The 12,923-nt window shown below is 47.4% G+C and carries 9 protein-coding genes; 4 read left to right on the top strand and 5 right to left on the bottom strand.

What is annotated here, in order from left to right; translation table 11 throughout:
* The first annotated feature begins 623 nt into the window (after window positions 1-623).
* On the top strand, window positions 624-1,238 hold the full coding sequence (evgA, locus tag OGX89_RS08110) for an acid-sensing system DNA-binding response regulator EvgA (RefSeq protein ID WP_008785570.1): 615 nt from the start codon (window positions 624-626) through the stop codon (window positions 1,236-1,238).
* 4 nt (window positions 1,239-1,242) lie between these two features.
* Window positions 1,243-4,485, top strand: coding sequence for an ATP-binding protein (locus OGX89_RS08115; RefSeq protein ID WP_125112797.1), 3,243 nt, complete (start codon window positions 1,243-1,245; stop codon window positions 4,483-4,485).
* A gap of 74 nt (window positions 4,486-4,559) precedes the next feature.
* On the opposite strand, the gene OGX89_RS08120 is transcribed toward OGX89_RS08115, so the two are convergent.
* Window positions 4,560-5,192: a YfdX family protein gene (locus OGX89_RS08120; RefSeq protein ID WP_125112796.1), complete on the bottom strand. Its 633-nt coding sequence runs from the start codon at window positions 5,190-5,192 to the stop codon at window positions 4,560-4,562.
* Window positions 5,193-5,473: 281 nt separating this feature from the next.
* Between OGX89_RS08120 and OGX89_RS08125 the strand changes: the two genes are divergently transcribed.
* Window positions 5,474-6,070 carry a DUF308 domain-containing protein gene (locus tag OGX89_RS08125; protein WP_003826082.1) on the top strand — a complete coding sequence of 199 codons (597 nt, stop codon included), beginning with the start codon at window positions 5,474-5,476 and terminating at the stop codon, window positions 6,068-6,070.
* Window positions 6,070-6,417: an HdeA/HdeB family chaperone gene (locus OGX89_RS08130; RefSeq protein WP_125112795.1), complete on the top strand. Its 348-nt coding sequence runs from the start codon at window positions 6,070-6,072 to the stop codon at window positions 6,415-6,417. Before OGX89_RS08125 ends, OGX89_RS08130 begins: the two co-directional genes overlap by 1 nt.
* A 207-nt stretch (window positions 6,418-6,624) precedes the next feature.
* On the opposite strand, the gene OGX89_RS08135 is transcribed toward OGX89_RS08130, so the two are convergent.
* The 4 genes from OGX89_RS08135 to OGX89_RS08150 form a co-directional block, all read right to left on the bottom strand.
* Window positions 6,625-9,741: an efflux RND transporter permease subunit gene (locus tag OGX89_RS08135; protein WP_125112794.1), complete on the bottom strand. Its 3,117-nt coding sequence runs from the start codon at window positions 9,739-9,741 to the stop codon at window positions 6,625-6,627.
* Between the two features lie 28 nt (window positions 9,742-9,769).
* Window positions 9,770-10,924, bottom strand: coding sequence for an efflux RND transporter periplasmic adaptor subunit (locus OGX89_RS08140; protein ID WP_003826087.1), 1,155 nt, complete (start codon window positions 10,922-10,924; stop codon window positions 9,770-9,772).
* Between the two features lie 280 nt (window positions 10,925-11,204).
* Complete coding sequence (locus tag OGX89_RS08145) at window positions 11,205-11,771, bottom strand: Slp family lipoprotein (RefSeq protein WP_003826090.1); 567 nt, start codon at window positions 11,769-11,771, stop codon at window positions 11,205-11,207.
* 244 nt (window positions 11,772-12,015) lie between these two features.
* Window positions 12,016-12,870, bottom strand: a complete 855-nt coding sequence (locus OGX89_RS08150; protein ID WP_003826091.1) for a MurR/RpiR family transcriptional regulator — start codon at window positions 12,868-12,870, stop codon at window positions 12,016-12,018.
* Window positions 12,871-12,923: the final 53 nt, after the last annotated feature.

A 12,923-nucleotide genomic window follows, 5' to 3' on the forward strand; every position in this document is an offset into this window, starting at 1 on the left:
AAAATGCGCTATCTTATTTTTTTAGCAGCGCATCGATGTAACCTGGAAATTTGAAAATGCGCTGTTTCTGCTTTATTTAAGCATAAAGACAAGTGTAGGATAATTTCATATAGAAATAAAATTAACAAAAAACGGTCGTAGGCAACGTATTGAAAAATAATATTTGTTTGTAATGTAAAGTTGCTGGCATAGAAATATGCATGGGAATGTTCAACGTAAGCGGCTATTTGATGGCGGCTTTCCACCATGCCACCCTAACGGAATGTTCGTCAGATGAGGGCATTTTCCGTATTTTTACGGTTCTAATGCTTACTACGCTATTGATATTAATAACTTTGTTAAGAATGAACCCTAATAAATGAAAGACCTGTCCTACATGTGTAGGAATTTTCTTTTACGTTGTGTTAATGATTTGATATTCGCAAAGGTTCAAAGTTTAATTTTTGTAAATCAAAATGTTATTTTTATGATTTATTCATTCGAATTATGAAAAAATAATAAAATATACGCGTGGCTATGCTAGAATTTTCCTCTTAAAGTCTTGCGTTTATAAAACATAATATTGAAGACTCATCTGCTCTATAGCCATCGCCTCTCTTTATTTATCGGGATTCTTATACGCAATGAACGCGATAATCGTTGACGATCACCCATTGGCTCGCATTGCCATCCGCAACTTACTCGATACCAATGGTATCGCTGTGACCACCGAACTCGACAGTGGGGATCAAGTGGTTCAAACCGTTGAAAAAACCAAACCGGAGCTGTTGATTATCGATGTGGATATTCCGGGTATCAGTGGCATCGAAGTGCTGGAGCAGCTGAGAAAGCGGCACTATGCTGGTGTAATCATTATCATTTCAGCCAAAAATGAATTTTTTTACGGCAAACGTAGCGCCGAATACGGTGCCAACGGATTTGTGAGTAAAAAAGAAGGTATGAATAATATTCTTGCCGCAATCGAAGCAGCAAAAAATGGCTATAGCTATTTTCCCTTTTCCCTTGAGCATTTTACTGGTTCATCCGTCAGCGAGCAGGATAAGCTTGATACGTTGTCGAACCAGGAAATGAGAGTATTGCGTTATATCCTTAATGGCATGGATTACAGCACAATTGCCAGCAAAATGAATATCAGTAATAAAACGGTAAGTACCTATAAAAGCCGGTTGATGGAAAAATTAGATTGTTCATCATTAATGGAAATTTATGATTATGCGCAGAGAAATAAAATAGGATAGAGTAATGCTGGAACGCTTTTTTATTTTTTTGATGGTCATCTTTACCATCGGGTTGTCTACGGGTGTAAGCTCAGCTCGGCAAGTTGAGCTAAAAAGTAACTATAATACCTCAGTGCAAAATATCGGCTTGAACAGGGAAGAAACAAACTGGTTAGCGCATAAAAAAACCTTGGTTGTTGGCACCTGGTTACCGGAAGTCTCCCCCATTGTTTATCAAAATAGCGGTGAATATTATCGGGGCGTCAACGCGGATTACCTTGCGTTAATGCAAAAGAACCTCAATCTAAAAATCATTATAAAGCAGTATGATAATGAACAAGAGGCGCAGGCCGCGCTCGCCAATAACGATGTTGATACGCTGATAACCCAACTGTCACGACGCCAGGATGTTGGCGGAAATCTGTTGCGCACTTCGGCATTGCTGACCACATGGCCGACGCTTGTAACATCGCTAAAAAACACTCTGCTGCCGCTGACCACGAACCATCAGGTTAGCGTCGCGTGTGTGCGGGATTGCCCTTTTATCGATGTTATCCAGGGGGCTTTTCCTGAGGCTAAAGTCTCATTTTATGACGACGAGTATCAGGCTATGGCGTCGGTAGTGAATGGCGATAACCAATATTATATTGGTAACAATATCACCAGCAGTCATTGTATCTCTCGATACTTCTCACAATCACTGGTTATTACGCACTACTTTGATAAGCAAGAACAATATAATTATTTTGTCGTTAACGAAGATCAGCCTGTATTAAGAAATATTCTTGATGGTTTCATTACGTCAATCAGTAATGAAATTCATATGCAAGTCATGCAGAACTGGCTGAACCGCGGCAACCTTGCCTATCTGAATGCGCCTATTCCTTTCACCGATCAGGAAAAAGCGTGGTTGAAGAAAAAGCATGTTATCCGCATTTTAATCAACCCAGATTACTCGCCCTATACGCTGGTCGATCGCAGTGGTGAGTTACGCGGTATTGTTGGTGATTTGCTGAATATTATTCATCTGCAAACGGGGCTCGATTTTGAACCCATTTTAGCTAGCTCCAAAAGTGAGCAGACAAAGCAAATAAGCGGCGAACAGTGGGATATGTATCCCACTATCACGCTAACTCATCAAAACCCGAGCAATTCGGCCTTTAGCGATCCGCTGATGAATGTGGCATTTGTGATGATCACTTCCCGTGAGGAAACCGCCAATTCGCTACTGGAGAAGCCGATACGCATTGCTTTGCCTGCCGGGCATGTGCTGGAAAGCGAGCTGAAGCAACGCTATCCGCAGGCCACCTGGGTGAATGCGGATACTGGCAGTGTTGCGATGGCCATGGTTAAGGAGGGCAGCGTTGATGCGGCAATCGCTACCGAATTGTCGGCAAGATTTATGGTCGATCATTACTACCAGAAAAATATGCACTTTTTTAGGCTTCCAGATATGCCTGGTGCGTCGGTAAGTTTTGCAATCTCTCCCCGCGAGCCGATGTTGAAGTCTGTTATGGATAAAGCGCTACAGGCCATACCGCCACGTGAGATTTTGCAGATGACGGAGAGGTGGTCGAAAATTTCCAATACGCAGGTCGATTTCTGGAGTCGATATAGCAAACAGTTCTATCAACTGGGGATATTCGCGCTGCTGCTGATAGCAATTAGCCTGATCTGGGGGATCTCACTCTCCCGTGAGGTAAATAAAAGGAAACAATCGCAGCGGCTACTGGAAGAGCAGCTTCATCTCAAAGAAGCATTATCTCAAGAACTGGAAAACGAAAAGAATAAAGCAATTGAAGCAACCAAGGCCAAAAGTCGCTTTCTGGCGAGTATGAGCCATGAATTACGTACTCCGGTAAGTTCGATTGTTGGCTTTGTGGAATTACTGTCGAGTTCAGAACTCAGCCCGGCACAGCGAAAAGAGGCGATTGCCCTTACCGGGGCGACGGCCCAGTCATTGCTTGGGCTGATCGGTAAGATTCTGGATGTGGATAAGATTGAGTCTGGTAAATACCAGGTTGTTCCTCAATGGACAGATCTCTCGCAGCTCATTGAATTGCAGTGCCACTCTTTCGATGCTTTAGCCAGACAGAAAGGCATTACGCTTGCCTGCGTTAGCCAGTTGCCAGCAAACGAGCGGGTATTTGTCGATCAGCAGGCTTTGCGGCAAATTCTCACCAACCTGGTGGGTAATGCGTTGAAGTTTACCGAGCAGGGCAGCATTCATGTAACGGCCCGTTTGACGCCTGATGGGGAGAATCACGGTACCCTGACCATCGCCATTAGCGACACCGGTTGCGGGATTAGTGAAGAGGAGCAGGCGGGGTTGTTTCAGCGTTACGCTCAGGGGCGCTGTGGGCGTCAACAAACCGGTTCTGGTCTGGGGTTATTTATCTGTAAAGAACTGGTGACGCTGATGGGCGGGACGCTGGAGTTGATGAGCGTCCCGTTGCAAGGAACCACGTTTACCATAACGCTGCCGGTTGAAACGGCTCGACAGTCAATTGTATCGGATGGCGATGCGCCAGGTACTCTGTTACCGCTGCCGTGTCTGTCTATTTTGATAGCTGACGATAATCCAACCAATCGCCTGCTGCTCAAGCGACAGTTGAATGCCATTGGCTACAGCGTGGATGAAGCGTGTGATGGGGAGGAAGCAGAAGCCAAACTGGCGAAAAAATCGTACGATCTGCTGATAACCGATGTAAATATGCCGAAAAAAGACGGGTTTGATCTCGCGGCTTCGCTACGTCGTCAACAGCCGAATTTACAAATATGGGGACTGACGGCCAGCGCACTTCCACAGTCACGCGATCGATGCCTGCAAAATGGTATGAATTTGTGCCTGTTCAAACCTGTGTCGATTCAGACACTGACCCATGAATTGAGTAAAATCGAAACCGGTTATTCGTCTCCTTGTACAATCCGGCATTTGAAATTCAATGTGTTGACGGAAAATACCGGCGGCGATCGCGCACTCATGAACGAGATTCTCGAGACATTTCGCGAGGCAACGCTGAATGATATACAAGCGGCTGAGAAAGCCGTTTTGCAAGATGAGCCTCAGCTGTTTTTGCGAGCCCTTCACCGGTTGCATGGCTCGGCGCAAATTCTGGGTATCACTGCGCTACAGAACCTGTGCGAACCTTTCGAATCCAGACGACATGACGATCTTCCTCTGGCAGTACGCGAGGAGGCATTGCAGAAGATTATTGCTGTTATGCGGGAAATTGAGATTGAGATAGACAGTCTGATTAGCCATTAATCCCCCTGATCGGGTGGCCGTAGCTGCCCGATCAGGAGAGAAAGTCCTGGTTCAACACTCCGTAGTGCTGAGTACTACTGGCCTGCGCCGATCATCTCGCTATCGACTACAATGCCATCTTCAGCACCTTTTAACACAAGGTTTGCTTCATAGTATTTACCGGAAGTCAGCAGTTTTTGCGCGCTGGTAACGGCTTTACGAGTCTGATTCAGAGGCATCAGGTATTGGGTCTGAAGCACGCTGATACCAGCCAGTTGCAGGGTATCCACTGCACCTTTCCAGTCGCCTTTGGCCATTTTGCCATTCGCTGTTTTGATAGCGGATTCTTTGGCCGGAGTCGCAATATAGTCTTCTGACAGCGCGACCGTAGCGTTAATAACCACGTACTGATCGTCAATCATCTTGGCTTTAGGCGCAGCTTTTACAAATTTCGCCCAATCTTTGCTGTCGCCTGCCAGCAGGGAAGCCGCGTCATCGGTTAATTTTTTAGCGCTGTCAGGCTGTCCATGAAACAGGGCCAGACGAGCAAGCTGAATATCACGCATCGCATTTGCGCCTTGCACTGCGACCTGCATAACATCGGCAGCTTCTTTTTGTACATTTGCTGTAGCAGCTTGCGCCGGAGTGGTTGTGGTAGCAGTAGCAGCCATCACTGGTGCTGAACCCATCATGGTTGCAAGCACACCCGCAAGAATAATCTTTTTCATTACTTTCTCCTGAATAAATTTGGTATATGTCACCAAACGCAATAAGCATATTAAATAATGTTAAAGAGAGGAATCAGAGCCAAGATAGAATAATGACCGTTTAATCCTACACGTGTCAGATGTCTGACATGTGTAGGAATATACGCATAGCGACATTCTCTTGTTCTTATATACGCTTCCTTAGTGGAAGTCTTATCATTCCACTGTAAGTAACATATGTTGAGTGAGTAATAATTCTTGTGTCAACAGGTTACATTGCGTTTATGTATAACGGAGGATGTATGTTTGTTTTTAATCAGCGTAGCCTGAGAGCGTTTAATGAAAAAACACTCGTTCATTATAAAAAGCACGCGACGATTATGGCGGTGTTGATGTTGATTTGTGGCATCTGCTGCTTGATTTATCCGATTGCTGCAGGTGTTTATTTAAGCTATGCAACCGGTTTTATGTTCCTGGTATGTGGTTTCTATTCTATTTATAGCCTGTTTAGCTCAGGTAAAAAGCAATTGAAAGCCAAATTTACTTATGCCTTTTTTGCTATCGCGTGGTTACTGCTGGGTTACTGTTTCCTCGTGAATCCTGTGATAGGCATGAATTCACTGGCAATGGTATTTTGCTGCCTGTTTATTCTGGGGGGTATTTTTCGTATCGCCTCTGGGGTCAAACTGTTCCGTAGTCCGGGTTATGGATGGAACATTTTCATTGGTATTTTTGACCTGCTTATTGCCGGCGTATGGCTGAATATGGATCCCGACAGATCGTATGTATTTACCTCAATCTTTATTGGTGTCGAGATGATCTTTAGTTCTTTAGCTTTTATCAGTCTGCGTAGAAATGCGACGCTGGTTAAAACTGATAAGCTCGCCGATAAAAATTAATACTACTTCTGGAGCGCATAGTGAATATTAAGATGATGGTTTCTGCAGCTATTCTTGTGACCTCTATTATGGCGCCAATGACCCGTGCTTTGGCTACTCAGGCAACGGAAGCTGCGCCACAAGATATGACCTGTAAAGAATTTGTTGATATGAGTCAGCAATACAAGACGGCAATTGCCTTTGTGATTGTTAATAAAAATTCGGACTTTAAAGGCGATGATTATGTTCCCCTGCATGAGGTGGAAACGGAAGCTGTACCGAAAATGGTTAAAATGTGCCATCAGCATCCGAATACAAAACTGGGTGAACTGGCTGTAAATCTGAAAGGTTCCGGTCTGCACTATTGATTAACCGTTTTGATAGCCTGGCTTTAGTTAGAATTGACAACCTCTGTTCCTACCCTCAGTCGTTCCTTATAAAAAATCCGCGTAATGCTTACCCTGCTATCCACGAGAAACTCGCTGGATAGCCGTGCCCACTAATAACCGTAGGCCTGACAAACGAAGCCCCATCCCTGGGATTTAATAATCTAAACCCAGGGATAGGGCAGGGGATCAGCGTCGAGCTTTAAATCGCGCTAACATATTTTCAACGAGTACAAAGAACACTGGTACAAAATAGATTGCCAGTACCGTTGCGGCCAGCATCCCTCCGATAACCCCCGTACCGACGGCATTTTGCGCACCAGAGCCCGCGCCGTTGCTTATTGCCAGCGGAATAACCCCCAGGATGAAGGCCAGTGAGGTCATCAGAATTGGACGTAAGCGCATTTGCGCGGCTTCCACTGCAGCTTCAAGCGGCGTTTTCCCTTCTTTCTGCATAATCTCGACGGCAAACTCGACGATCAGAATGGCGTTTTTAGCCGACAGCCCCATGGTGGTGAGCAGGCCTACCTGGAAATAAACATCATTGCTCAGGCCGCGCAGATCGGTAGCCAGTAAAGCGCCGACCACCCCGATTGGCACAACCAGCATCACCGAGAACGGGATCGACCAGCTTTCATACAGTGCCGCCAGCGCCAGAAACACGACGATCAGCGAAATGCCGTACAGCATTGGTGCCTGGTTTGTGGATAGCGCCTCCTGATAAGACAGACCGGTCCAGGCATAGCCGACGCCTGCGGGCAGTTTATTAATCAGCGATGCCATAAATTTCATCGCATCACCACTGCTTTTCCCTTCAACCGGCTGGCCCAGAATTTCCATTGCTGGTTGACCGTTGTAGCGTTCAAGGCGAGGAGAACCGTAGGTCCACTCGGTGGATGAGTAGGCGGAAAGCGGCGTCATTGCGCCGGAGGCGTTACGTACGTACCAGTGGTTGATATTGTCCGGCAACATACGGAACGGCGTATCGGCCTGGACATACACTTTTTTTACGCGCCCCTGGTTCAGGAAATCATTAACATAGCGACTACCAAACGCGGTGGAGATGGTCTGATTAATATCTGATAACGCAACGCCCATAGCTTCAGCCTTTTTGGCGTTGACGTGAATGCGGAACATCGGTGTATCTTCCAGGCCGTTCGGTCGTACCCCGTCAACCTCACCGGATGACTGGTTGGCCAAAGCCAGAAGCTGGTTCCGCGCCTGCATCATTTTCTCATGCCCAAGATTACCGTTATCCAGTAGCTCCATATCAAAACCTGAAGCCGTCCCCAGCTCCGCGACTGCGGGTAAATTGAACGGATAAACGACGGCATTATTGATGGTGCTTAAGGCCATCATTGCCCGTCGAATAATGGCGGTAACCGAGTTTTCTTCGCCAATGCGTTCTGACCAGGGCTTCAGGCTGATAAACGCCAGACCGTTGTTTTGTCCCTGGCCGCTGAAACCAAATCCGCCAACGGTGAAAACAGAAGCGACGTTTTTCTGTTCTTTTGTCAGGTAGTAGTCGGTTATTTCTCCGAGCACTTTGCTGGTGTTCACCATCGTTGAACCCGAAGGCAATTGTGCCGTGGTCATGAATACCCCCTGATCTTCTTCAGGCAGAAAGGAGGTCGGAGTGCGTAAAAACAGCACAATCATGCCCGCGCCAATGACTAAATAGACGACCATATAGCGGCCTGTGCGACGTAGCAGTCTACGGGTGCTGTCCGTGTAGTGCTGAGTGCATTTCTCCATGAAGTGGTTGAAACGGGTAAACAGAAAATGTGTGTTTGCTTTTTCTCCCTCGTGAGATTTTAACAGCATGGCGCAAAGTGCTGGCGTCAGGCTCATTGCCACAAATACCGACAGCAGCATGGAAGAGATTAAGGTGATGGAAAACTGACGGAAAATTTCACCCGTTGCTCCGCTCATAAACGCCATCGGCATAAATACGGCGGATAACACGACGGCAATACCAACCAGCGCCCTCTGGAGTTGGCCCATTGCTTTATGCGTTGCCGCTTTTGGGGACAAGTGCTCTTCAGCAATAATACGTTCTACGTTCTCAACCACCACGATGGCATCATCGACCAACAGCCCTATCGCCAGCACCATGCCAAACATCGTGAGCGTGTTAATCGAAAAACCGGCGACGTCGAGTATTGCAAAGGTTCCGAGGATAACCACCGGAACGGCGATAGTGGGGATAAGCGTCGCACGGAAACTCTGCAAAAACAGATACATGACGAGGAATACCAGAATGATTGCCTCGATCAAAGTATGAAAAACACCCTGAATCGAAATCTCGATAAACGGCGTGGTGTCATAGGGATAAACGGTTTTCATACTGGCCGGAAACCAGGCCGATAATCTGTTCAGCTCTTGTTTGACCGCCTGGGACGTTGCCAGGGCATTGGCGCCAGCGGCAAGTTTAATCGCAATCCCGGCGGCGGGTTTGCCGTTGTAACGTGCAACCGTTGCATAATTTTCCGCACCCAGCTCAATGCGCGCGACATCGCGCAGCAGAACCTGAGAACCATCTTGCTGAACTTTAAGGAAGATCTTGCCAAATTCATCGGTCGTTTGCAGACGCGTCTGGACGATTATCGACGCATTTAACTGCTGATCGGCTGACTGAGGCATGCCCCCCAACTGCCCGCCAGATATCTGATTATTTTGCACTTTGAGCTGGGTAATGACGTCCTCGGGAGTGAGGTTATACTTGTCGAGCTTTTGCGGATCCAACCAGATGCGCATGGCGTATTGAGAACCGAATAACTGCACGCTCCCCACCCCGGCAGTGCGGCTTAGCGGATCTTTAATGTTCGAGGCCACATAGTCGGCAATATCATATTGGCTCAGGCTGTTATTATCAGAGATAAAACCGGCGACCATTAATATATTGCTGCTGGATTTATCAACGCTGATCCCTTGCTGTTGTACTTCCTGTGGCAAGGAAGGCATCGCCAGCTGTAGTTTATTCTGTACCTGAACCTGCGCAATATCGGGTGACGTACCCGTTTTGAAGGTCAGGATAATCGAGGCATTACCTGCCGCATCGCTGGTGGATGACATATACATCAGGCCATCAAGACCATTCATATTCTGTTCAATCACCTGGGTGACGGAGTCTTCAACGGTCTTTGCGTCAGCCCCTGGGTAGGCAGCGCTGATGGTAATGGTTGGGGGCGCAATTTGTGGATATTGGGCGACAGGCAGGTTCATTATCGCGATACCGCCCGTAAACATCATGATAATAGCGAGCACCCAGGCGAAAACCGGGCGCTCAATAAAAAAGTTGGCCATGAAGAAAGTGTCCTTAATGCCTGAAATATTACTGTTCAGCTACCGTGTCAGATGTGTTCAGTTTTGAAGGGAGGACCCGGGCTTTGATTCCCGGACGAATTCTTTGTAATCCGGACACAATGACCCGATCGCCAGGACGTAATCCCGCGGTCACTAACCATTGATTACCAACGGCCTTCACTGCGTTTATTTCACGCAGTTGCACTACGTTTTCCTGGTCAAGGATCAGCGCGGTGGCTTTTCCTTGCTCGTTATGCGTAATTCCTTGCTGGGGGACCATCAACACGTTTTGTTGACTGCCTTCGTCCAGCAACGCCGTGACATACATACCGGGTAAAATTTCACCTTCAGGATTGGGAAATACGGCGCGCAGGGTCACCGAACCGGTGGTCTCATCAACAGCGGGATCGGAAAACTCAAGCGTACCGGTATGGCGATAGGGCTTGCCGTTTTCCAGCATCAGCTCAACCGGAATTTTGCCTTGTTGCTGGGCGATTTGGCCGTTGGCTTTCTCTTCTTTCAGGCGTAAGAAGTCCTGTACTGACTGGGTTAAATCAACATAAATCGGATCTAATCTCTGAACGGTGACCAGCGCGTTTTCCTGATTGGCAGTAACCAGGGCACCCACGGTCACGGAGGATTTACCGCTGATGCCATCAATGGGCGAGGTAACATTGGCGTATCGAAGATTGATGGTGGCTTGTTCAAGATCCGCTTTAGCGACGGCAACATTGGCTTGCGCTTCATTAAGCTGTGTACGCGTCGTGTCATAGTCCTGGCGGCTGACGTAATTAGATTTTATTAATGCTGACTGCCGATTGAGTGTCAGACGAACATTATTGGCGGTAGCCTGTGCCTTTGCCAACGCGCCTTTGGCTGAGTCCAGCCGTGCCTGCAGCGGGGCAGGATCAATTTGATACAGTGATTCTCCTTTGCTGACTTTATCGCCTTCAACAAAGTTGCGTTTTATGATGATCCCACCAACCTGAGGGCGGATTTCGGCGATCTCGAACGCAAGCGCGCGACCCGGAAGTTCACTTTTAATATTTACTGAGGAGGGCGCTAAGGTAACAACGCCGACCTCGGGCTCCATGGCGGTTTTTACTGCAGGTTTATTATCACAGGCGGTGATGATGACGCTACTAAAGAATAATGGTATCAACAGTAAGCATTTTCTGTTCATAGTAATCCCTGAATAATGTGTAAACACAAATGTTCTTTTATTGCATGCAGGGTGGGGGAGTTGTCGGTAAATAAAAAAAGATGGTCAGGCATGAGAAGGGTAAAGCCCATTTCTTCGCTAAAGAATTAGCGGTTAAAAATTATATGTAACAGGAAGAATGCATGTTAAGCGAAGGATCTCATGAAGCAGGATGGCGCAATAAGATAAACACGGGGTGATGAGAGGGGGTGTTTGCCAACACCTGACTCCGGAATATAGTCGCGCCATCTTACCTCTGGGATTATTTCACTAGCTCCGGAGTTACCTGAGTGACTGTATTGGCGTAGTAAGGCGCTCCCCACATCGGCTCAGGCCAGAATGCGCCGTAACCATAATCCCACATGTTATAGGTGGTGTTGACAGACTCAGTTAAATGCCAAACCTGGATTCCTTGTAAATCAACTTTAACAAAGTTGTACGGGACTTTGTTGATGAATCCTGACTCATCTCCTTGAATTGTTCCCAAAATAGTCACGAAATGGTTTCTGTAGTTTACCGGATCGAGGAAACCTTTCTGCTGGGCAAGAATACGTCCCTGATAGCTCGCGTCTATTTGTGGCTTAGCAGAGTCGTTCAGTGGCAAAACGGCGATTTCCAGCAACGTATCATTTTTGGTGTTAATCACATTGATGACTTTACCGCCAAAGCGAGCCTGTTGACCGGTATATAAACCGGGCTGGTTATGCACGGAGATAAAGTTTTTTTGGATATCGGGTTGATTATTACCTTTGATATTCTCAGGAATGGAAGCACATGATGCCAGGGTGAAAGCAAGGGCAATAATCATCAACCCTTTTGTATTTTTCATTTTACTTTCCTGCTTAAAAAAGACAGGTCTATAGTAAACCTTTGCGTATTATTGTCAGCATGCGCATTGTTGATTATCTAATATTAATATAATTGTAGCTTATGGTAATAACGGATTGTATTTTATCTGGTCGCTGAATGAGGACGATATTTTCAACGACCAGAAAAGTAACGGCTGACATCAAGGTTTCACGTCACGCTGGCGGGAATGTAATAAAGCGGATCGTCAATTTTCGCGGCGCTCATCACCCGACAGAATGACCGAGTTCATTACTCCCGTCACCCAGACGGTAGGCCAGCGCTACCACTAACGACTGCACCAGGCATAGCGTCGCTGACTGGGAGCGAAACGCGTCGACCTGCGCCTCTTTCACCACAAAGCAGAGATCGCTGAATGTGGCCAGCGGGCTTATCTGGCTGTCGGTAATCACGATCTGGCGCGCGCCGGCATTGGCCGCAGTTTCGCTGACCATCACCGTTTCTTCCGCATAAGGTGAGAAGCTTATCGACACCACGATATCGTGCGCTTTGATGCGGTTAATCTGCTCGCGCAGCATTCCGCCCATTCCGTCGAGCAAAATAGGGCGACACTCAAGATGGCTCAGGGCGTAGGTGAGATAGGCCGCTACGCTAAACGAACGACGCAGACCTGCAATGTAAATGGTATCGGCTTCTGCCAGCAATTGTACGGCGCGTTCCAGCATTTCAGGTTCGGCACGGGCTGCCAGCTGCTGGAGCGCCTGGGTATTCGAACGGGCGAACTCCTGCAGGATATCGAGCGGGGTTTCCGGTACGGCTTCGCTTTCCATCTCACGGAACATGCGCGCGCGGTCGCTGTAGCTGGCGGTTTCCTCTACCAGGTTCATACGAAACAGCTGTTTCATTTCGTTGAAGCCGGTGAAGTCAAAAGCATTGGCGAAGCGGATCAGCGTAGAGGGTGGTACTCCGGCTCGTTCAGCAATGACGGCAACCGTATCAAAAGCCACGCTATTGGTATTATCCAGCACATAGCGGGACACCTGCTGCAACCTCTTACTCAGGCTATCGTAGCGATCGCGGATTTGCTGCTGCAGCTCGTTCAGGCTGGTTGCTGTTGTCATTTTACCTCCTGGTACATAGTTTTATGATTCTAAACGCAAAACCGCGTCTTTGA

This window comes from Citrobacter sp. Cpo103 (assembly GCF_030332605.1).
Classification (GTDB): Bacteria; Pseudomonadota; Gammaproteobacteria; order Enterobacterales; family Enterobacteriaceae; genus Citrobacter; species Citrobacter portucalensis.